The 20489-nt window shown below is 66.3% G+C and carries 17 protein-coding genes, 1 tRNA gene and 1 rRNA gene; 9 read left to right on the top strand and 10 right to left on the bottom strand.

Annotation, left to right across the window (positions count from 1 at the left end):
- The first annotated feature begins 201 nt into the window (after positions 1 to 201).
- Positions 202 to 549, top strand: a complete 348-nt coding sequence (locus tag ACFTSA_RS23855; protein WP_377954527.1) for a hypothetical protein — start codon at positions 202 to 204, stop codon at positions 547 to 549.
- Positions 550 to 820: 271 nt separating this feature from the next.
- On the top strand, positions 821 to 2005 hold the full coding sequence (locus tag ACFTSA_RS23860; protein WP_377954529.1) for an aminotransferase class V-fold PLP-dependent enzyme: 1185 nt from the start codon (positions 821 to 823) through the stop codon (positions 2003 to 2005).
- 40 nt (positions 2006 to 2045) lie between these two features.
- On the opposite strand, the gene egtD is transcribed toward ACFTSA_RS23860, so the two are convergent.
- From egtD to ACFTSA_RS23885, 5 genes are all read right to left on the bottom strand, one after another.
- Entirely contained in the window at positions 2046 to 3032 is a 987-nt protein-coding gene (gene egtD, locus ACFTSA_RS23865) for an L-histidine N(alpha)-methyltransferase (protein WP_377954530.1), read from the bottom strand.
- The gene (gene egtC, locus ACFTSA_RS23870; RefSeq protein WP_377954532.1) at positions 3029 to 3793 is read right to left on the bottom strand and encodes an ergothioneine biosynthesis protein EgtC; all 765 of its coding nucleotides are present in this window, start codon (positions 3791 to 3793) and stop codon (positions 3029 to 3031) included. The genes egtD and egtC overlap by 4 nt, the downstream gene beginning before the upstream one ends.
- Positions 3794 to 3795: 2 nt before the next feature.
- Complete coding sequence (gene egtB / locus ACFTSA_RS23875; RefSeq protein WP_377954534.1) at positions 3796 to 5145, bottom strand: ergothioneine biosynthesis protein EgtB; 1350 nt, start codon at positions 5143 to 5145, stop codon at positions 3796 to 3798.
- Positions 5135 to 6427, bottom strand: a complete 1293-nt coding sequence (locus ACFTSA_RS23880; RefSeq protein ID WP_377954536.1) for a glutamate-cysteine ligase family protein — start codon at positions 6425 to 6427, stop codon at positions 5135 to 5137. The genes egtB and ACFTSA_RS23880 overlap by 11 nt, the downstream gene beginning before the upstream one ends.
- 356 nt (positions 6428 to 6783) lie before the next feature.
- Positions 6784 to 7797: an NAD(P)-dependent alcohol dehydrogenase gene (locus ACFTSA_RS23885; protein ID WP_377954537.1), complete on the bottom strand. Its 1014-nt coding sequence runs from the start codon at positions 7795 to 7797 to the stop codon at positions 6784 to 6786.
- Positions 7798 to 7889: 92 nt separating this feature from the next.
- Between ACFTSA_RS23885 and ACFTSA_RS23890 the strand changes: the two genes are divergently transcribed.
- The gene (locus ACFTSA_RS23890) at positions 7890 to 8561 is read left to right on the top strand and encodes a TetR/AcrR family transcriptional regulator (RefSeq protein ID WP_377954539.1); all 672 of its coding nucleotides are present in this window, start codon (positions 7890 to 7892) and stop codon (positions 8559 to 8561) included.
- 47 nt (positions 8562 to 8608) lie between these two features.
- On the opposite strand, the gene ACFTSA_RS23895 is transcribed toward ACFTSA_RS23890, so the two are convergent.
- Positions 8609 to 8682 (bottom strand) — tRNA-Thr (locus tag ACFTSA_RS23895).
- A gap of 163 nt (positions 8683 to 8845) precedes the next feature.
- Positions 8846 to 9736, bottom strand: a complete 891-nt coding sequence (locus tag ACFTSA_RS23900; RefSeq protein ID WP_377954541.1) for a DsbA family protein — start codon at positions 9734 to 9736, stop codon at positions 8846 to 8848.
- 293 nt (positions 9737 to 10029) lie between these two features.
- Between ACFTSA_RS23900 and otsA the strand changes: the two genes are divergently transcribed.
- The 4 genes from otsA to ACFTSA_RS23920 all read left to right on the top strand — a co-directional run bounded on the left by otsA (position 10030) and on the right by ACFTSA_RS23920 (position 15164).
- A complete protein-coding gene (otsA, locus tag ACFTSA_RS23905; protein WP_377954555.1) occupies positions 10030 to 11442 on the top strand; it encodes an alpha,alpha-trehalose-phosphate synthase (UDP-forming) in 1413 nt (470 codons plus the stop codon).
- Positions 11432 to 12253: a trehalose-phosphatase gene (gene otsB / locus ACFTSA_RS23910; RefSeq protein ID WP_377954543.1), complete on the top strand. Its 822-nt coding sequence runs from the start codon at positions 11432 to 11434 to the stop codon at positions 12251 to 12253. The genes otsA and otsB overlap by 11 nt, the downstream gene beginning before the upstream one ends.
- 238 nt (positions 12254 to 12491) lie before the next feature.
- Complete coding sequence (locus tag ACFTSA_RS23915; RefSeq protein WP_102973130.1) at positions 12492 to 13574, top strand: ABC transporter ATP-binding protein; 1083 nt, start codon at positions 12492 to 12494, stop codon at positions 13572 to 13574.
- 171 nt (positions 13575 to 13745) lie between these two features.
- On the top strand, positions 13746 to 15164 hold the full coding sequence (locus ACFTSA_RS23920) for a DUF4032 domain-containing protein (protein ID WP_377954545.1): 1419 nt from the start codon (positions 13746 to 13748) through the stop codon (positions 15162 to 15164).
- A 60-nt stretch (positions 15165 to 15224) separates the two neighbouring features.
- Here the strand turns inward: ACFTSA_RS23920 and ACFTSA_RS23925 are convergent, their stop codons facing one another.
- Positions 15225 to 16595 (bottom strand): FAD-binding oxidoreductase, encoded by a 1371-nt coding sequence (locus ACFTSA_RS23925; RefSeq protein WP_377954547.1) that lies wholly within the window; start codon positions 16593 to 16595, stop codon positions 15225 to 15227.
- 222 nt (positions 16596 to 16817) lie between these two features.
- Here ACFTSA_RS23925 and ACFTSA_RS23930 point away from each other — a divergent pair, with 222 nt between their 5' ends.
- Together ACFTSA_RS23930 and ACFTSA_RS23935 are read left to right on the top strand one after the other, a co-directional pair.
- A complete protein-coding gene (locus ACFTSA_RS23930) occupies positions 16818 to 18569 on the top strand; it encodes a glycoside hydrolase family 13 protein (RefSeq protein ID WP_377954549.1) in 1752 nt (583 codons plus the stop codon).
- A gap of 3 nt (positions 18570 to 18572) precedes the next feature.
- The gene (locus ACFTSA_RS23935; RefSeq protein WP_377954551.1) at positions 18573 to 19586 is read left to right on the top strand and encodes a LacI family DNA-binding transcriptional regulator; all 1014 of its coding nucleotides are present in this window, start codon (positions 18573 to 18575) and stop codon (positions 19584 to 19586) included.
- A gap of 7 nt (positions 19587 to 19593) precedes the next feature.
- On the opposite strand, the gene ACFTSA_RS23940 is transcribed toward ACFTSA_RS23935, so the two are convergent.
- Together ACFTSA_RS23940 and rrf are read right to left on the bottom strand one after the other, a co-directional pair.
- Complete coding sequence (locus ACFTSA_RS23940) at positions 19594 to 20082, bottom strand: hypothetical protein (RefSeq protein ID WP_377954553.1); 489 nt, start codon at positions 20080 to 20082, stop codon at positions 19594 to 19596.
- Positions 20083 to 20395: 313 nt separating this feature from the next.
- A 5S ribosomal RNA gene (gene rrf / locus ACFTSA_RS23945) occupies positions 20396 to 20489 on the bottom strand; the annotation flags it as partial.

Consider the following 20489-nt stretch of genomic DNA (forward strand, 5'->3'; position numbering starts at 1 on the left):
TCCACCCGGCGTAGCCTCGATCCGCCCACCCCGGCAACCGCCAACCCAAGCGGAGGATTATTAATGAGGCAACGTATCCCCCTTCGCGGAGGTTATTTACGAGTCAACGCGCGGACTGGCGGGGCGCCGCCGTCGGTCCTAGCCTTGAGCTGTTCCTGCATCTGACCATCCTGGATCTGACCACCGAACAGCGGAGGGCACATGGCTACGAAACTGAACCGCAAGGCACTGGAACACGCACGCAGCCTCATTAAGAAGGGGAAGGTGCAGCGGGACGTCCGTGATGACTGGAGCGAACACGCTCCTTCGGCGGACGACGAGAATTCCTTCATCGACAAACACGGGTTCGAGGAGTTCGCGACGTGGCACCTCGGCATTGACAGCGAGAAATCCGAGGGCACCAAAGGCAGCGTGAGCTTTCCTTTCGGGGACCTTAAGATGGTCCACCGCTGCGCCATTATTTCGCTGGAGAGCCGGGCGGCGCAGCACGATCATGACGACATCCGCAAGGCAGCCAAGGACCTGCTGGAGGAGATCGACTCGGACTAGGGGGCGTCGTCGTCTGGGATGCCGGCGGCCCGCACGATGACACCGCCCCAAAAAAATCAACCCCTGGCTGCTCAGCCGCGGTTGTAACGCCACCGCGGAACGTCCGGCCAACCTCACCAGTACGACGGCGGCCATCACCTCATAAAGGTGACCGGCCGGCGTCGTGCTTCCCTTGCCTCTCCAGAGTTTTTGTCCAGATAATGGCCTCCAAACCGCCCGGAACTCGCGATACGTGGACAAAAACTCCACCGCTTGGGGCAGGATGTGACTCATGTCCATTGATGTGCGCGCAGTCCGCGAGCAGACGCGCGGGGTCCTCAACGTGGCCCACCTGAACAACGCGGGAAGCTCGCTCGTTCCCCGCCCCGTGGCGGAGACCGTGGTGGCGCATTTGCGTCGTGAGGAGGAAATCGGCGGTTACGAAGCGGCGGAGGAGGCGGCTGACCGGCTGCACGAGGTGTATTCGTCCGTGGCGCGGCTGATCGGGGCGCGGCCGGACGAGATCGCCCTAGGCGAGAGCGGCAGCCGGGCGTGGGCTGTGGCGATGCACAGCTTTCCCTTTGTCCCCGGCTCACGGGTGCTGATAGGCCGCTCGGAGTATGCAGGCAACGCCATGGCGTTGCGGCAACTTGCACACCGGAATGACCTGCAGATTGTTGTTCTCGACGACGATCCGTACGGACAGGTCGATGTGCAACACCTTCAGCGGGAGCTCGAGCGGGGAAACGTGGCCATGGTCGCTTTGACGCATGTGCCCATGGCGGACGGCCTGGTCAATCCGGCGGCGGAGGTGGGCCGGCGCTGCCGTGCTGCCGGGGTGCTGTTTGTGCTCGACGCGTGCCAGTCCGTGGGCCAGATGCCGCTGGACGTCGATTCTCTGGGGTGTGATGTGCTGGCCGGAACCGGGCGGAAGTTCCTCCGCGGGCCGCGCGGCACCGCGTTCCTGTATGTGCGTGCCTCGCTTCTGGGGCGGCTTGAGCCGCTCGCCCTGGACGGGCTGTCTGCCTATTCCTCCGGGGCCGAGGGGCTTGAAATTCGCAGCGATGCCCGGCGTTTTGAGAGTTGGGAGGCCAGCATCGCCGGAAGGCTGGGTCTGGGCCGGGCCATCGATTATGCCCTGGACCTGGGCCTGGACGCTGTGCAGGAACGCGTGGGCTCGCTGGCGGAGCAACTGCGGACGGAGCTGGCGGCGGTTCCGGCGGTCACTGTCCACGACCACGGCATCACCCGGTGCGGCATCGTGGCGTTTTCCGTGAAGGGAAACGCGGCGGCGAACATCAGGGCCCGGTTGGCGGACCACCGCATCAATGTCTCGGTGGCTCCGCGGCCCTCAGGTGAGGTCCACTCCATCCTCAGCGGGAAACCGCACGTGGCGGAAGCGGTGGTGCGCGCCTCAGTGCACTACTACAACACCGAGGACGAGATCCTGCGGCTGGCGGGCCTCCTCCCCCGGTGAGCGGGCCCGTTCCGCCCCATGGTGTGCGCAGCGGGACAGCCTAGACGGCTTCCGCGAGCGTCATGGCGTAGCGGTTCTGGCTGTCGGTCCATTGCCCTGCGATGGAGAAACCGGCCGATTCGAGCTCGCGGGCCACTCCCTCGAGCCGGAACTTCGCCGAAATCTCGGTGCGGAGTTCCTCGCCTTCGTCGAACCTGACGTGCAGGCCCACACCCGGCAGGCGCACGAGCATCGGTTTCGTCGCCCGCAGCCGCATTTCAATCCACTCCTCCTCGGGCATCCAGACGGCGACATGATCAAACGCCATCACCTCGAAATCGGCACCCAGCTGGGCATTGAGGACGCGGAGCACATTCCGGTTGAACTCGGCGGTGACCCCCTCGGCGTCGGCGTATGCCGGAACAAGGATGTGCGGTGACTTCACCAGGTCCGTACCAAGAAGCAGCGAACCGCCCTCTGCGCCGAGCAGCTCACGGATCGCCACGAGAAAGCGCGCCCTGGCCGCCGGCTCAAAGTTGCCGATGGTGCCGCCCAGAAACGCCACCATGCGGCGCCCGTTGCGCGGGAGCACGTGCAGCTGGGTCTCGAAGTCCGCTGCCACTGCCTCCAGCCGAAGGTCGGGGAAGGCGGGCGCCAGCTCGTTGCGCGCATCCAGCAGTGCACTGTCGCTGACGTCCACCGCGACGTAGCGGCGAAGAGGTCCCGCCTTCCGCAGCGCATCCAGCAGCAGCGGGGTTTTCCTGGACGATCCGGAGCCGAGCTCGATCAGCGTTTCCGCCGGGCTCGCGGCCGCCATCTCAGCGGCGAAGAGCTCCAGCACTTCACGTTCGGCCCGGGTCGGATAGTACTCCGGAAGGTCCGTGATGCGCTCGAACAATGCGCTGCCGAGTTTGTCATAGAACCACTTGGGCGGCAGCGTTTTGGGTGATGAGCCGAGACCGGCACACACATCGGCGCGCAGGGTTCGCTCCAGGTGGTCCGGGGGCAGGTGGTGGACGATGTCGCTGCGGTCGGCGGAGAGGCTCATGTTGCTGCGTGTTCCTTCGTGAGAGTCGGAATGGGACGAACTTCGACGTGGCCGGGGGTGGCGGTCAGGAGGGAATTGTCCGGGACCTCCTGCCACCCTGGGCTCTCATCGGAAGGCTCGCTGGCGACGACCACGCCCCCGGGGCCGGTCCGCCAGAAGAGGCTGTCACCGGCGGCTGTAGCCGCGATGGCAGTTCCGTCGGTGAGCAGAAAGTTGAATCTGCCGCCAGCGACTGATGAGACAGCATTGACCACCTGTATCAGCGCCTCGCCGGCGTCGGCGCCCGCGGCAAGCCGCTCCTGCACGAGGGCCCAGAGCAAGGCTGAATCGACCTGCGCTTCAAGGGCCAGCAGGCGTGCGGGCGGGAGTGAAGCAGCCAGTTCCTCCAGCGCATGCGGCCAGTCCTCCACCCGGCCGTTGTGGCTGAAGAGCCAGGGTCCATGGGCATACGGCGCAGCCGCTGACTCGTCCGGTGGCATCCCCGGCGTTGCCGACCGCACCGCTGCCAGCACCGCCGGGCTGGAGGTGACCCGGGCGACGTCGGCAAAGGACCTGTCCGCCCAGATCGGGACGGAACGGCGGTAGCGGGCGGGCACGGGATCGCCCGGGGCGTACCATCCGACGCCAAAACCGTCGGCGTTGACTGTCCCGTACCGCTGGCGACGCGGCGCCCACGACTGCGCCAGAAGCCCGTGGTCGGGGACGAGCAGCAGCTCGGCCAGCGGCACCGGCGTCCCGATGTACGCGAGATGGCGGCACATGGCTAGCAATCCTCCGCCGGTGACGCGTCGCGCGCCGTGCGGAATCCGGTGAAGATCTGCCGGCGGATCGGGTAGTCCCAGTTCCGGAAGGTGCCCCTGCAGGCGGCAGGATCCACTGCCCAGGACCCGCCCCGGAGCACCTTGTAGTCGGGCCCGAAGAACACCTCGCTGTATTCCGGATACGGAAAGGCGTTGAATCCGGGATAGGGGCGGAAGTCGCTGGAAACCCATTCCCAGACGTCGCCAATGAGCTGCCGTACCCCCAGCGGCGAGGCTCCCGCGGGAAAGGACCCGGCCGGGGCCGGGCGGAGCGCTGCCCCGCCAAGGTTGGCGTGATGGGGTGAAGGATCCTCGTCGCCCCAGGGGTAGCGCCGGGATCGGCCTGACCGGGGATCGTAGCGGGCTGCTTTTTCCCATTCTGCTTCGGTCGGGAGCCTGCGCCCGGCCCAGCGCGCGTACGCGTCCGCTTCGTACCAGCTCACGTGCTGCACCGGCTCATCGTCGGGAACGCGTTCCACGACGCCGAACCTGGTCCGGCACCACCCGTCGCCGTCGCGTTCCCAGTACTTGGGAGCCGCCAAGCCGGCTTCAATGCAATGCGTCCAGCCTTCCGGGCTCCACCAGCGGGGGTTCCGGTAGCCACCGTCCTCAATAAAGTGCTGGTAAGCGCCATTGGTCACCGGAACTGTATCAATCCAGTAGCCTGGCACCTCCACGGTGTGTGCCGGGCGTTCATTATCCAGCGCCCAGGGTTCCACCGATGTCCCCATGGTGAACTCCCCGGAGGGGACCAGCACTTCCTTGGCCAAAGCATGCAGGTCCGAGGGCCGGATGCCGGCCGCCAGGGGCTGGGCGTGGAGCACCGGCGCGCCGGCCCGGAGCTGGTGCGTGGCAAGCATTGTTTCGTCGTGCTGCTGTTCGTGCTGGATGATCATTCCGAACGCGAAGCCCCGGTGCACAAGAGGCGCGCCCTCCAACGGCGTCCGGTCCAGGATGTCGAGCGCCTTGTCACGGACCTGGGAGATGTACCTGCGGGACTCCGCCGGTGAGAGCAGCGGCAGCGAGGGCCGGCTGCTGCGGGAATGCTGAAACGCGTCGTACATCTGGTCGATATCGCAGCGCAGGGGCTCCATCTTGCCCACATCGCGTACCAGCCAGATTTCCTCCTGGCTGCCCACATGCGCCAGGTCCCACACCAGCGGTGACATCAGCGGCGAGTGCTGCCTGAGAAGATCTTCGTCGTCGCAGTCGGTCAGTGCATGGGTGCGGTTACGGGCACGTTCCAGCCCTTCGGCGATGAACGTCCTGAGGGCCTCGGGGTCGGCAGGGGCCCCGGAAAGGTCATTTGGCATCGGTGAAAGCCTCCCTCGGCTCCGGGTGGGCAAACCAGCTGCCGGTTCGGTGCCACAGGTCCAGCCGCTCCTGGGCTGGGCACCGGCCCCGCGCGGTATTGCGCTCGATAAAATCCTCGGCCCGGCTCCGGGTGGTGGCGTCCGCCCCCAGGCGGGGCAGTGCATCGAGCGCAGCCTCGGCGCAAAACCGGGCGGCCAGGGCGAGAGCAGCATTGCTCAGCCCTTCGCGGGCGGCAGTCCTCATCGGGTCGGGCAGCGACGTAAGGGGTGCGCAGGCATCTGCAGCGAGGTCGGCAGCGTGTTCGTCGTCCATAAGCGCGGTGACTATCGCCGTGACGGGCTCCCAGTCATGGCCGGCTTGGGCATCGATCACCCGGAGTTCCAGAAATCCGCGTGGACGGACAGGCGGAAAAAGAGTTGTGAGGTGGTATTGCAGATCGCCCAGCGTTGCGGGTCTGGGGCCGTTCCCGTGCAACCAGTCCCGCATCGTCAGCCCTTGCGGCGGATCCCAGCAGCGCCCCTGTGACGTGATGCAGAGGACCAGCGCGTCGAGTGCGTAGTGCGCCCACGCCCGCCGGGGATCCTCCGAACGGGGGACGGTTGCGGTCCGGGTCGGGTCAATGCCCAGCCACGTGCGCTGACGGTTGCTGTGCCACCCATTGGGGATGCCATGAAGGAAGGGCGAATTGGCAAACATGGCGATGAGTACCGGCAGGAGATTGTGCAGTCGTGCCCAGCGTTGCGCCGCGCCGGTGGTTGCAGGACTGTCGAATCCGGCTTCCAAGGAAATCTGAAGTGAGGCGGTGGAGCACATCATGGTTCGTCCGGCGGGACCGAAGCCGTCGAAGTGCCGCTCCATGGAGGCGTAGCGCGGGTGCTCCAATGACCGCACAGCCGGGCGTCCAGCATCCAAAGCGAGCGGACCACAGAACAGGCCGGCGTCCGAAAGCCGGGTCTCTACTGCTGCGAGGTCTTTCCGGGTCGCGGCGACGAGAGCGGGAAGACCGGAGGCGCAGGCAGAGCTCACTTCCAACTGGCCGCCGGGCTCGAAGGAGATCACTCCCCCGCCGGGCAGCGTACCCGCCGAGGCCGCCATGGCCTCACGCACACGCGCAACCGTAACCGGGGCCTGTGGATCAGCGACGTCGTGGACCAGCCGTTCGACCTCCACTCCGGCAGCACCCGGCGGTCCGGTCTTAAAGCACACGGAGGCCACATAGACTTCGGCGTCGGACTCGGAAAGGGGGCGGATGTCACGTCCGGCCTGCAAAGCGGAGGTCACGTATCACTCCTTCGACGTCGGTGTCTTCTGGCGGCAAGCTAAACAGCCACCTTCCGGCCTTGTCAACGGTTTATGCGGGCGCGCAAAAGTGCTACGGAGGGCGGACGGGAGGCCCCATCAGGGCATGTCGGCTGACCTCACCAGAACGACGCCGGCCGGTCACCTCCCAAGGTGACCGGCCGACGTCGTACTTCCCTTAGTTCCGTCCCGAGTTTTTGTGCAGATAATGGCCTCTAAAGCGCCCGGAAGTCGTGATACGTGGACAAAAACTCCTCCGGCGCGGGGGTGCCTGCATAGAGGATGCCGCTGTGCCCGTGCGCACGGTGCCGCCTTACCTTGACTCCGGTTTGCGGCCGTCAGATGGTGAGTACCACTTTGCCGGACACCCGGCCGTCTTCCAGGAAGCGGAGCGCGTCCTTGGCTTCAGCCAGCGTGAAGGTCCGGTCGAGGGCCGGAGCTATTTTGCCGGCCTCGATGAGCGGGCCGAGCTCCTGAAGTTCGGCGGCACGGACCAGGCCGAGGAACATGGTCAGCCGTTGACCGATGAAGGGTGACAGCGCCAGGGCGCCGAGCTGGCGGTGCAGGCCTCCGGTCAGTTTCCCGCCGCCCTCACCGCCGGTGATAACGGCCGTACCTGTAGGTGTTAGGGCGCGGCGCAGGCGGGAGACCGGCGGATTTCCCGCGATGTCGAGGATGAGGTCGTAAGGGCCAGTGGCTGCGAAGTCGTCACGGGTGTAGTCGATGACGCGGTCCGCGCCAAGGGTGCGGACAAACTCGACTTTGCGGGTACTGCAGACCCCAGTGACCTGCGCCCCGTAGGCTTTGGCCAGCTGGACCGCGTAACTGCCCACGCCGCCGGACGCACCGGTGACCAGAACCTCCTGCCCCGCCCCGATCTTCCCGGCGCGCAGGCCCAGGAGTGCAGTGACCCCGGAGACCGGCACCGCCGCGGCCTGCTCGAAGGAGAGTGACTGGGGCTTCGCGGCCAGCTTGGTCTCGTGCGAAATGGCATATTCCGCGTAGGAACCATTGCCGCTGCCGTACACCGCGTCCCCGACGGCAAACCGAGTGACGCCGGGCCCCACCGCTTCCACGGTTCCCGCGAGATCCATGCCCAGAACCCGGTCCTTCGGTTTCCGGATGCCGAACGCGAGACGGCCCAAGTAAGGCAGGCCGGTCATCATGTGCCAGACCCCGCGGTCGACGCCGGCCGCCCTCACCCGGACGAGGACGTCCCCGCCTTTGACAACAGGACGGGGCACGCGCTCCAGGCGCAGTACGTCCGGCCCGCCGTAGGTGTCCCGAACAACGGCGCGCATGTTGTCCATGGCGCGGTTGTCCTGCCGTCGAGATCGCTCCTCCGTTTGCATAACGTTCCTTTCGGTCCTTGCAGGTGTTTTCGTACGCTGTACGAGAAGAGTATCGTACAGTGTACGGAAGTGGAAGAGTCGGGAGGGGCAGAATGATGAAGGACGCGGCGGCAGGCAGCGGGGACCGGCCGGGGCTTAGCCGGGAGAAGGTACTGCAGAAGGCTCTGGAGTTGGCGGACCGGGACGGAATCGCGGCCCTGTCGATACGTTCCCTCGCCCAGAAGATGGGTACCAAGCCGATGACTCTGTACTACTACGTGGCCAACAAGGACCAGATCCTTGACGGCCTCGTGGACCTCGTCTTCACGGAAATTGAAACACCGGAGGCTGGAGGTGAGTGGAAAGACCAGATGCGCCGACGGGCCCATTCGGCGCGTGAAGTGCTGCGCCGGCATCCATGGGCGGTCGGGCTGCTCGAATCCCGCAAAGCTCCCGGCCCGGCGACCCTCAGGCACCACGAGGCAACTCTCGGGACCCTGCGTGCCGCGGGCTTTACCGCGCAACAGACCGCCCGGGCCTACTCGCTGCTGGACAGCTACATCTACGGGTTCGCCCTCCAGGAAGCCGCGCTGCCCATAGCCGGCCATAAGCCGATGGCGGAGGTGGCCGGTCCCATCATGGAACGGTTCGCGACCGGGGAGTACCCGCACATGGTCGAGATCGCCACGCAGGTCGTCATGCAGCCCGGCTACGACTATGGCAACGAATTCGCCTACGGGCTGGAGTTGATCCTCGATGCGTTGGCACCGGCAGCGGCTGGCTAGAACTGAGCTTGCCGCATCGAACCAGCACCGCAGGCCAAAGAAGAAAGAGCCCCCTGTCGGATTCGAACCGACGACCCCCGCTTTACAAGAGCGGTGCTCTGGCCAACTGAGCTAAGGAGGCGTGCCCGTCAGGGCGTGCGCCGCTATGGCGCTAGATAAGGTTAGCCCAAGGACCGCCCGCCCGTAAAAACGGGCTCCCGGCAACCAATCGACAACCAGTAAAGCAAAACAGTGGCCCGGCCCGGGAGAAAATCCGGGAGCCGGGCCACTGCAAGAGTGAACGCTTAGGCCTTGGCCTTGATGGCGGCGTCCAGGAAGGCCGGGAACTCGGTCTGGGCGCTGTCGCCCTTGCCCCACTGCTTGCCGTCCACGAGGACTGTCGGCGTACCGGTCACGCCGATGGCCGCGGCTTCCTGGGTGGTGTACTTGACCCACGGACGGTAGGTCTTGTTCTCCACGCAGGAGTCGATGCTCTTGGCGCCGACGTCCGTGGCCAACTTCTTCAGTTCATCGTCGGAGAGCCCGGCGCTGCCTTCGGCCGGCTGCTTGTCGAAGAGCGCATTCACGAAGTCGGCGTACTTCTCCGGCGATTCGTTCACCACGCAGGCGGCTGCGTTGGCAGCACGCGAGGAATAGTTGGTCGTGGAGCGGCTGTCCAGGAAGCCCAGCGCCCGGTACTCCACCGTGATCTTGCCTTCGTCACGCAACTTCGTGAGGGTGTCATTGTACGTCGCCTCGAAGTTCTTGCAGACGGGGCAGATGAAGTCGATGTAAAGGACCACCTTCACCGGCTTGCCCTTTTCGGCTTCCGCCCCCGGCGCCTTAACGGTGGCCGGGGCCGACGCCGCCGGCGACGGAATGTCAGCGACATTCACGCTGGCGGGGGCGGACTTTGCCACCTCGGAACCCTTCAGCAGCGTGATGCCGCCGTGGACGTTGCCATTGGCCGGGGTGGGGCCCTGGTCCGCCACCGGGGCGTTGTTCTTCAGGCCGGTGGTCACCACAAGAGCAACGACGGCGAGGATGGCCACGACGGCGACGACGATGCCCCAGCCAATGAGCAGTTTGTTCCGCTTGTCCTTTTTAAGCTGCGCCTCCCGGATTTCTCGGGCCTTCTCGCGGGCCTCAGCCGTGCGTTCTGCTTTGGACTTGCGGGGTTCGTTTGCGGGGCTCATTAGTTCCTCGTGTCGTATGGACAAGTGCGGGCCACCAGGGGCAACTCCCCCAGTTTAGGGGAGAACCCTGGAGCTTGCGCTTTCAAGTATTCGTTTCAGCCTGACCAACGGACGAATGGCCCGTAAGATTCCAGCCCGATAGGGTTGATGGAAGTCACAAGCAACCTTAGGGAGCCCCCATGCACGGAGCCGTAAGCGACAAATCCGACGCAAAAACGGAAAGCCCGGCTGTGCCCGGCGGCAGCTCGGACGCCACGGCAGACCCCAGCAAGGACGCCACCAAGTACGACTTCATGGTGGTCTCCAACCGCCTGCCCGTGGACCGCTGCGCTCCCGGCGAGCCCGGCGATGACGGCTCTGGCTGGCGCCGTTCCCCCGGCGGCCTGGTCACCGCCCTCGCCCCCATGATGACCAGGACCGACGGCGCCTGGGTGGGCTGGCACGGCGCCGCCGATGAGACCGTCGAGCCGTTCAGCCACGGCGGCATGGACCTCGTCCCGGTCCAGCTCAGCAGCGATGACGTGGAGCTGTATTACGAAGGCTTCTCCAACGCGACGCTTTGGCCCCTGTACCACGATGTCATCGCCCCGCCGGAGTTCCACCGAACCTGGTGGGACGCCTACCGCACGGTGAACAGAAGGTTCGCCGACGCCGTCGTACGTACTGCCGACGAGGGCGCAATCGTCTGGGTGCAGGACTACCAGCTTCAGCTGGTGCCGCGGATGCTGCGGCAGGCGCGGCCGGACCTGAAGATCGGGTTCTTTAACCACATCCCCTTCCCGCCGCCGGAGATCTTCGCCCAGCTCCCTTGGCGCCAGGCCATCATCGACGGGCTGCTCGGCGCCGACCTGGTGGGCTTCCAGCGCAGCAGCGACGCCGGCAACTTCATGCGGTCCGCCCGGCGCTTCCTCGGCGCCAGCGTCAAACAGCAGCAGGTGCACGTCAAGGACGCCGACGGCGATCTCACCCACATCGCCCGCGCACAGGCCTTCCCCATCTCAATCGACGTCCAGCACATCACCGAACTGGCGCAGAAGCCCGAGATCATCGAACGCGCGCGGCAGATCCGGCAGGACCTCGGCAACCCCAAGACCATCCTGCTCGGCGTGGACCGGCTGGACTACACCAAGGGCATCGGCCACCGCCTCAAGGCCTACGAGGAGCTTCTGAACGAGGGCAAGCTCAAGGTGGGTGACGCGACGCTGATCCAGGTTGCCAGCCCCAGCCGCGAGCGCGTGGAGCAGTACCGGCTCCTGCGTGAAGAGGTCGAAGGCACGGTGGGCCACATCAACGGCACCTACGACACCATCGAGAACACGGCGGTCCGCTACCTTCACCACAGCTACCCGGTGGAGGAAATGGTGGCGCTCTACCTCGCTGCGGACGTCATGCTGGTCACCGCGCTCCGTGACGGCATGAACCTCGTGGCCAAGGAGTACGTCACGGCCCGCACCAACAACGACGGCGCCCTGGTGCTCAGCGAATTCGCCGGCGCCGCGGACCAGCTCAAGCAGGCGCTGCTCATGAACCCGCACGACATCGACGGCCTCAAGGACGCCGTGATGCGGGCCGTCAGGATGGCCCCCAAGGAAGCCGCCCGCCGCATGCGCGCCATGCGCAAGCAGATCCTGGACCACGACGTTGACCACTGGTCGGCAGACTTCCTGAACGCCCTCAACGAGAAGGTAATCCGCGATGACTCCTGAGGCAGACCACACCGGCAGCACCCAACTGACCCTGGCCCCCGAACTGCTCGAGGCGGTGCGCCGTATCGCCGGCACTGACCACCTCCTGGTGGCCATGGACTTCGACGGCACCATCTCCCCCATCGTGGACCACGCCGGGGACGCGCGCCCGCTCCCCCGCTCGGCGGCCGCCTTCGCCGAGCTGACCGCGCTGCCGCGTACGACGACGGCGCTCATCTCGGGGCGGGCGCTGGACAGTCTGCGGGCGGTCGCCTCCCCGCCGGAGGAGACTTTGCTGATCGGCAGCCACGGCGCCGAGGCGTGGCTGGGTCCGGGCTCGGCACCGCTGACCCTCGACCCGGAGCAGCTCTCACTCCTTGAGGAAGTGCGGGGCATCCTGACGGAGATCGCGGAACTGGCCCCCGGCACCGTCCTCGAGGAAAAGCCCGCCGGCGTCGTGCTGCACACCCGGCTGGCGGCGGACGACGTTGCCGAGGACGCCGTCGCCGCGGCCCGTGCCGCACTCCAGGACCGGCCCGGCGTCTATCTCAAGAACGGCAAGCGCGTCCTGGAAACGTCCGTGGTGCACGCATCCAAGGGTGAGGGCGTGGACTTCCTGCGCCAGGCCACCGGAGCCACCGGCGTGCTCTTTGCCGGCGACGACACCACCGACGAGGACGCACTGGGCCGCCTCGGGCCGGATGACGTCGGGGTGAAGGTGGGACTCGACTTCACCCAGGCGCAGTTCCGGGTGGAGGCGCCGGTGCACATCGCCGAACTCCTCGAGGCGCTGCTGCGCGAACGCCGGAAGGCCGTCTCGTCCGGATCCTGACGCGCGACGCCTCGTGCACCCCTGTGGGGCATCTCATATGTGACGTCCGTAACATTTTGTTCGATTCCCGATAAATCTGACATACTCTTCTTTGTGATGTGGCGCACAGGAACCGTGCGGCGTCACTGGATGCTCCTCGGCCTCGGCCGGGGAGTCATCATGTAGGCACAACTGAATTACATGAACCATTCACTACGGATCGTCCGGCACGTACCTGCCGGTGAAGGGATTGATAACTGTGGCAACAGTTACTTTTGACAACGCTACGCGTCTGTACCCGGGCACTGAAAAGCCCGCTGTTGACAAGCTCAACATCGAAATCGCCGACGGCGAGTTCCTGGTCCTCGTTGGACCCTCCGGCTGCGGTAAGTCCACTTCCCTGCGCATGCTCGCGGGCCTCGAGGACGTCAACGCCGGCCGGATCCTCATCGGCGACCGCGATGTCACCGACGTTCCGCCGAAGGACCGCGACATCGCGATGGTTTTCCAGAACTACGCGCTGTACCCGCACATGACCGTGGCGGACAACATGGGCTTCGCCCTTAAGATCGCCGGCGTGAGCAAGGAAGAGCGCGCCGAGCGCGTCCGTGAAGCCGCAAAGCTCCTGGACCTCGAGCAGTACCTTGACCGCAAGCCGAAGGCACTCTCCGGCGGTCAGCGCCAGCGCGTTGCCATGGGCCGCGCCATCGTGCGTAACCCGCAGGTCTTCCTCATGGACGAGCCGCTCTCCAACCTGGACGCCAAGCTCCGTGTTCAGACCCGCACCCAGATCGCTTCCCTCACCCGCCGCCTGGGCGTCACCACCGTTTACGTGACCCACGACCAGGTCGAGGCCATGACCATGGGCGACCGCGTTGCCGTGCTCAAGGACGGCCTGCTGATGCAGGTGGACACCCCGCGCAACCTGTACGACCGCCCCAAGAACGTCTTCGTGGCCGGCTTCATCGGCTCCCCCGCCATGAACCTGCTGGAACTTCCCGTGGTCGACGGCGGCGTCCAGTTCGGCGGCACCGTTTACCCCGTGCCGCGCAACATCCTCGAAGAGGCACACGGCCAGACGGTCACGCTGGGCAGCCGCCCCGAAGACCTCGAGACCGCGGCCCAGGGCGAAGGGATCCAGGTCGAGGTCGACGTTGTCGAAGAACTCGGCGCAGACGCTTATGTCTACGGCCACACCACCCTGGACGGCAAGACTCACGACATCGTGGCCCGCGTCGACGGCCGCCGTCCCCCGATGAAGGGCGAGTCCATCTGGGTCCGCCCGCAGTCCGGCCACGTGCACCTGTTCGACACCAAGACCGGCGAGCGCCTGGGCGACTAATCCCCGCCGGCACCCTAACCTCGCTCCGCTTCGGCCAGGGAACCCTGCCGGTGTGGGCCTAAGTTAGCACCGCAATAACCGCGGCGGCCTTCCCCAACCGGAGGGCCGCCGTCGGGCTTTAACCGCTGTCCCCTTTTAGGCACCCCCTGCAAAATACGGAAGAATTGACCCATGACCGAGGAACACAGCGCGCAGTGGCACGACGAACCCACCGACTACGGGCAGATCGGCAAGCTGCCGCGGTTCGAAGCAGCCAGCGCCAATGACGACAAAGCTGCCTCGGTCGCCAGCAACCTCAATATCACGGCGGCAGCAGCGGACCCCGAGCTCCTCGACCTGCCTTGGCACATCGCACTCGAGGACTGGCCGGCGGAAAACCTGGCCGCGCTCCCCCGCGGTATCTCCCGGCACATCGTGCGGTTTGCCCACCTGGGCGGCTCCGTCATCGCCATCAAGGAAACGTCCGAGCACGTGGCCCGCCACGAGTACCACATGCTTCGCAAGCTGGCGCGCCTGGACGTGCCCTGTGTGGAACCTGTCGCCGTCATCACCGGCCGCACCACCCCCGACGGCCGCCCCCTGAACCCGGTTCTCGTGACCCGGCACCTGAAGTTTTCCATGCCGTACCGCGCGCTCTTCTCGCAGATGCTGCGCAAGGACACGCTCACCCGCCTCATCGACGCCCAGGCGCTGCTACTGGTCCGGCTGCACCTCATCGGCTTCTACTGGGGCGACGTCTCGCTCTCCAACACCCTGTTCCGCCGCGATGCCGGCGCCTTCGCCGCCTACCTGGTGGATGCCGAAACCGGGGAACTTTATCCGGACCTGTCCACCGGCCAGCGCGAGTACGACCTGGAGATCGCCCGCGTCAACATCGCCGGCGAGCTCATGGACCTCCTCGACGGCGGCCTGATCGAGGAAAAGGTGGACCCCGTCGCCACCAGCGAACTCATCATGGAAAGCTACAGCCGCCTGTGGACGGAGCTGACCGCCAAGGAATCCTTCGAACTGGGTGAACGCTGGCGCGTCGGCGCCCGCATCCGCCGGCTCAACGAGCTCGGCTTCGACGTCGAAGAGTACGCGATCAAGACCACCCAGAACGGCTCCACCATCCAGCTGCAGCCGAAGGTGGTCGACGCCGGCCACCACATGCGCCGCCTACTGCGCCTGACGGGACTCGACGCCCAGGAGAACCAGGCCCGGCGCCTGCTCAACGACATGGATACCTTCCGGGCCGACAACAACCCGGGTATGGACGAGGAGTACAGCGCCCACCTGTGGGTCAGCCAGATCTTCGAACCGATCGTCCGTTCCATCCCCCGCGACCTCTCCGGAAAGCTCGAACCCGCCGAAGCCGTGCACGAGGTGCTGGAGCACCGCTGGTACATGTCCGAAAAGCAGGAACGGCACATCCCCCTGGCCGAGGCCGTCCAGTCCTACATCGACTCCATCCTGCGCCACCGCCGCGACGAGGCCGCCATCATGCTGAACCCGGACACGGAGATGCTGAAGATCCTCGCCGTGGAGACCGAGGAATCGCGCTACGGGGCCGACGAGACCGAGGACGAGTACCCCGACGCCGACGACTGAGCCTCCTTGGCGGGGCTTTGGCCCCGCCAAGGACCGCCCTGCCCTGGCTCGCGTCTTGCTTTAGATCGCCTTGCCGGGATTCAGGATGCCGGCAGGATCGAAGACGTCCTTGATCCGGCGCTGCAGTTCCCGTAGCGGTTCGGGCTGTTCCAGGCCCAGCCAGCGCAGCTTGTACTGCCCCACGCCGTGTTCGCCCGTAATGGTTCCGCCCATCTCCAGCGCCGCCACGATGGAGGCGTCCAGCGCCGTGTTCAGGCGGCGCATCGCGCCGGCGTCCACCTCGTCGTTCACGCGGTCGATCCAGAACGTGGGGTGCAGGTTCCCGTCGCCGGCGTGGGCCACGACCTTCAGTTTCACGTCGTGGACCTCGGCCAGCGCTTCGAGGGCGGCCACGTAGTCCACCAGCCGGGAGCGCGGCACGGCAACGTCCTCGCCCACGCGGTACTGGTCGTCCACCTCCACGCCCCTGCTGTTGCGGCGAAGCTCCACCAGCTGCTCGGCTTCCGTACTGGCCTCGGTTGTGACCACCGCACCGCCTGCTGCCAGGACCTCCCGCACCACGTCGGCTTCCGCAGCCGCGCCGAAGCCATCCGTTTGGACGAGGAGCAGCGAGGCGCCCCGCGCTGCGAGATTCGAGCCGTGAATCTCATCCAGCTGGGCCAGCGACCCGCCGTCGAGCAGTTCCATGATGGCCGGCTGCACGCGGGCCTTGCCGACGGCGAGCACACCGGCGGCCGCCTGCCGGAAGCCGGGGTAGAACGCGGCGATGGTGTGGACCTCGCGGGGCAGGTACTTCAGCCGGACGGTCGCGCCGACCACGATGCCGAGCGTGCCCTCCGAACCCACGAACAGCCCGGTCAGGTCGTAGCCGGCCACGCCTTTGAAGGTCTGATGCCCGGTGTGCAGCAGCGATCCGTCCGCGAGGACCACGTCCAGGGCCAGCACGGAGTCCCGGGTCACGCCGTACTTGGCGCACCGCAGGCCGCCGGCGTTGGTGGCCACGTTGCCACCGATGGTGGACATCCGGAAGCTTGCCGGGTCCGGAGCGAACATGAGCCCGTGCACCGCGGCGGCGTCATTCAGGTCGGCGTTGATAACGCCGGGTTCCACGACGGCGGTCTCGTCGTCCGCGTTGAGCTCCAGAATGCGGTTCATCCGTTCCAGGCCAAGGATGACGCAGCCCTCACTGGCGTGGGCGCCGCCCGAGACGCCGGTCCCGGCGCCCCGCGGAACCAGCGGAACGTTCCGGGCCGCGCAGGCTTTGACGGTGGCCTGGACGTCGTCCACGGACTCCGCGAGCACCACGGCAGCGGGCAGCCGGTAGTCCACAACGGGCGCCTGGTCCACGGCGTATACGGCGAGTGCGGCCTCGTCCCGGAGGACTTTCCCCGGCCCCAGGATGGATGTCAGTTCGTCGGCGATGCTGCCCATGGGTCTCCCGTTCGTTCACTTTGCTTCAGTCTAGATGCCGCCCCTGTGCCACACTCCGCCGGTGGTGGTTCTCACGCCGGTTACTGGCCCGCAGCAGTGTTGGAAGCGTTTCCAAGTTGGTTAGGGCGGTGACGGCTGATCCCGCGGGATTGACCTGAACTGTCAAGCCGTATGCTCGTGTAAACGCTTTCATTAAGGGCAACCCGCCTTTAGGATTGCCCAATGTCTGTTGACTCGTTTCTGCACTCGGCGTCGCCGCTGGCCGGCGCGCTGACGCCCGTCCATGCCCCCGACAACGCGCACGGCTGGTGGCGGTCCGCCGTCATTTACCAGGTGTACCCGCGTTCGTTCCGGGACATGAACGGCGACGGAATCGGTGACCTCGCGGGGGTCACCGCCGAGATGCCGCAGCTTGCCGAACTCGGCGTGGACGCCGTCTGGCTCTCCCCCTTCTACCGCTCGCCGCAGCGCGACGCCGGATACGACGTCAGCGACTACTGCGACGTCGACCCGATCTTCGGCACGCTTGGGGACTTCGACGGCATGGTGGCGGAGGCCAACCGTCTGGGTCTGCGCGTCATCGTGGACCTGGTCCCGAATCACTGTTCCGACCAGCACCGCGATTTCCAGGCGGCGCTGGCTGCCGGCCCGGGCAGCCCGGAACGGGACATGTTCATCTTCCGCGACGGCCAGGGCGCCGAGGGCAACGAACCACCCAACAACTGGGGATCGCACTTCGGCGGCTCTGCCTGGACCCGCGTCACCGAGTCCGACGGTACTCCGGGACAGTGGTACCTTCATCTCTTCGATGCATCGCAGCCGGACTTCAACTGGGACAACCAGGCCGTGCATGATGAGTTTGAACGTATCCTGCGCTTCTGGCTGGACCGCGGCGTCTCCGGCTTCCGCGTGGACGTGGCCCATGCCCTGGTTAAGGCCCCGGGCCTGCCCGCCTGGGGCGGACGCGCCGACGGGAGCAGCTCCGACGGTTTCCCCGGGCAAGACGCCCCGATGTTCGGTCAGCCTGCCCTGCACGACATCTACCGCAGGTGGCGCCAAATTCTGGAGGAGTACGGTCCCGACCGCATTCTCTGTGCAGAGGCCAACGTGGACCCCCTGCCGCGGCTGGCCCACTGGGTCCGGCCCGACGAAATGCACCAGGCCTTCAACTTCCCCTACCTCCATGCAGGACTGGACCTTCCCCGCCTCCGCCACATCGTCACCGAGTCCCTGACGTCCTTGGACGCAGTAGGGGCGCCCAGCACCTGGGTGCTGTCCAACCACGACGTCGTCCGGCACGCCACACGCTTTGGGTATGACTGGTCCGGGCCACGGGATGGCGATGGCATCGGTCCCTGCGACCCCCAACCGGACGAGGAGCTGGGCAGGACCCGGGCCGGGGCGGCATCCCTGTTCATGCTGGGGCTCCCCGGCGGAGCCTATCTGTACCAGGGCGAGGAACTGGGGCTGCCTGACGGCATCGATATCCCCGACCACCAGCGGCAGGACCCCACGTTCGCCCGGACCGGCGGCGCCCGGCTGGGCCGCGACGGCTGCCGTGTCCCCCTGCCGTGGAAGGCGTCCGAACGCCACAGCGGCTTCGGCGACGGCGACGCGCCCTGGCTCCCCCAGCCGGAGAGTTTCGCGAAACTGGCCCGCGACGCCCAGGCCGGGGACCCGTCGTCGCACTTGAACCTGTACCGCCGCATGCTCACGGTCCGCCGCGAACTGGACCTCGGGCGGGGCTCCCTCGCGTGGGCGGAGGAATGGTGTACCGGGTCATCGCTGGCGTTCCTCAACGGCGACATTCTGGTGGTCATGAACGTCGGTTCGGATCCGCTGGAACTGCCCGCCGGCGACGTTGTGCTCCGCAGTTCGTCCCCCTCGGGCGGCAGCGCGGATGACCAGCGCCCTTCCCTGGGCTCCGGGGAAACCGTCTGGCTGCGGATCTCGCCGGAGGCCGCGGAAAGCTAAGCCATGGCCGGAATCAAGGACGTTGCGGAACGGGCAGGACTTTCCATAGCCACCGTTTCGCGCGCCTTGAGCGGCAGGGGCAACGTATCGCCGGCGAGCCGCGAGCGTGCCAAGACGGCCGCCGTCGAGCTTGGCTTCGTGCCCTCCTATCAGGCGTCCAGCCTTGCCTCCGGCCGGACCCGCAACATCGGTGTCCTGGTCCCCACTGTCCGCCGCTGGTATTTCTCCTCGGTGCTGGAAGGCGTTTCGGCCGCCCTCCTCGACGCCGGCTATGACCTGACCCTCTACAACATCACGGAGGGGGCGGTCCGGCGGCGCAGCGTCCTCCAGGATTTCCTGCTGCGGAAACGCGTGGACGCGGTCATCGCGGTGGCGCTGCCGCTGACCGAGGAAGAGATCAGCCAGATGCTGGCCATCGACCGTCCGCTCGTGGGCATCGGCGGACCGCTGCCCGGAGCTTCCACCATCCGAATAGACGACCACGGCCTGGCAGAGTCCGCCGTTCATCACCTCCTCAGGCTGGGCCATACCCGTATTGCGCACATGACGGGCGACTCGCTAAATGACCCGGACTTCAAGATCCCGAGCACCCGCCGTGCCGGATATGAGGCGGCAATGACAGCCGCGCGGCTTCCCTTGCGGCCTTCATGTGTAGTTCGGGCGGACTTCACCGTCGAAGGTGCCTATGCCGTGGCGCGGGACCTTCTCGGCGGAGCCTTGGAACGGCCTACAGCAGTCTTTGCAGCCTCGGACGAAATGGCCTTCGGAACGATACTGGCGGCCCGGGACTTCGGGCTCCGGATTCCCGAAGACCTATCGGTCGTCGGCCTCGACGGGCACGAACTGGGCGAACTGTTCGGCCTGACCACAATCGACCAGGATCCGCGCGGGCAGGGGGCGCTGGCTGTGCGCCTGCTGCTCGAGGGGTTCGACGCCGGCACGGACCGGACCGTTGTGCAGGCCGAATACCCAACGCGGTTTGTCATCCGGCGGAGCACCGCGGTACCTCCGTCCTAGAGCTGCTCTAGTCTGATGCGCCGCCCATGAACCGCACGTACCGGTTCAGCACCTCCGGCCAGTCTTTTTCCCAGGCTGCGCGGGTACCGGCGGGGTCCTCGGCACCTTCCCAGCCGTCATGGACGATCCGTATCTCCGTGCCTTCCTCGACGCCACGGAACACGACACGCAGCTCGGTGGACCACAGTGCGGTGCTGCCGGGGTACCACGACGCGTGGAAGGACAGCGGAGGCTGCCAGTCATCAATGGTTCCCCAGATGGTGCTGCGGCCGTCGTCTGAGCTCTCCAGAATGAGGTTCTCCTCGAACTCCACGTAGGAGCCGGGCCCATAGACGCTGTTGGTCTCCATGGGCCACCAGAGGTGCGTGTGGTCGGTGAAGCCCATAAACGCCCGGGACACCGGACCGGGGACCACCGCAGTGCAAATGACGGGGTCCAGGCTCCCGATGGGCTGAGGCACATCGCTGCCGGCTGCGTGGCTGAAGAGATTTTCCATGGCTACCAACTCTACCGGCCCCGAACCCGGACGCTCCATCAGTTCAACCGAACGCGTCCACACCACCTGCGGCTGACTCCGGAAAGTCAGCGGGACGTGAGGACGCGTTCGAGGGAACCTGCAAAGGGTGAGGACGCGTTTGGGACAAACCTGCAGGATGTGACGGAGCGTCCCGGAAAACCTGCAGGAAGTGAGAGAGGGTGGGGGCCCTGAGATTTGGCAGGGCCGTGTTAATAGAAGGTGGGTCAAGAAAACCCTGTGTTAAAAGGGTCAGGCCCCGACGTTCGACGTCGGGGCCTGAGCCATAAATAGTGTCCGGCGGTGACCTACTCTCCCACACCCTCCCGGGTGCAGTACCATCGGCGCTGTGGGTCTTAGCTTCCGGGTTCGGAATGGGACCGGGCGTT

Source organism: Arthrobacter sp. NPDC057013, from assembly GCF_042674585.1.
Classification (GTDB): Bacteria; Actinomycetota; Actinomycetes; order Actinomycetales; family Micrococcaceae; genus Arthrobacter.

Excerpts from the sequence above, each read along its gene's own strand:
- ACFTSA_RS23900 (WP_377954541.1), bottom strand. The coding sequence starts at position 9,736 with ATGAGCCCCGCAAACGAACCCCGCAAGTCCAAAGCAGAACGCACGGCT.
- ACFTSA_RS23935 (WP_377954551.1), top strand. The coding sequence starts at position 18,573 with ATGGCCGGAATCAAGGACGTTGCGGAACGGGCAGGACTTTCCATAGCC.
- ACFTSA_RS23890 (WP_377954539.1), top strand. The coding sequence starts at position 7,890 with ATGATGAAGGACGCGGCGGCAGGCAGCGGGGACCGGCCGGGGCTTAGC.
- egtC (WP_377954532.1), bottom strand. The coding sequence starts at position 3,793 with ATGTGCCGCCATCTCGCGTACATCGGGACGCCGGTGCCGCTGGCCGAG.
- otsA (WP_377954555.1), top strand. The coding sequence starts at position 10,030 with ATGGTGGTCTCCAACCGCCTGCCCGTGGACCGCTGCGCTCCCGGCGAG.
- egtB (WP_377954534.1), bottom strand. The coding sequence starts at position 5,145 with ATGCCAAATGACCTTTCCGGGGCCCCTGCCGACCCCGAGGCCCTCAGG.
- ACFTSA_RS23930 (WP_377954549.1), top strand. The coding sequence starts at position 16,818 with ATGTCTGTTGACTCGTTTCTGCACTCGGCGTCGCCGCTGGCCGGCGCG.
- ACFTSA_RS23855 (WP_377954527.1), top strand. The coding sequence starts at position 202 with ATGGCTACGAAACTGAACCGCAAGGCACTGGAACACGCACGCAGCCTC.
- egtD (WP_377954530.1), bottom strand. The coding sequence starts at position 3,032 with ATGAGCCTCTCCGCCGACCGCAGCGACATCGTCCACCACCTGCCCCCG.
- ACFTSA_RS23940 (WP_377954553.1), bottom strand. The coding sequence starts at position 20,082 with ATGGAAAATCTCTTCAGCCACGCAGCCGGCAGCGATGTGCCTCAGCCC.
- otsB (WP_377954543.1), top strand. The coding sequence starts at position 11,432 with ATGACTCCTGAGGCAGACCACACCGGCAGCACCCAACTGACCCTGGCC.
- ACFTSA_RS23925 (WP_377954547.1), bottom strand. The coding sequence starts at position 16,595 with ATGGGCAGCATCGCCGACGAACTGACATCCATCCTGGGGCCGGGGAAA.
- ACFTSA_RS23860 (WP_377954529.1), top strand. The coding sequence starts at position 821 with ATGTCCATTGATGTGCGCGCAGTCCGCGAGCAGACGCGCGGGGTCCTC.
- ACFTSA_RS23920 (WP_377954545.1), top strand. The coding sequence starts at position 13,746 with ATGACCGAGGAACACAGCGCGCAGTGGCACGACGAACCCACCGACTAC.
- ACFTSA_RS23885 (WP_377954537.1), bottom strand. The coding sequence starts at position 7,797 with ATGCAAACGGAGGAGCGATCTCGACGGCAGGACAACCGCGCCATGGAC.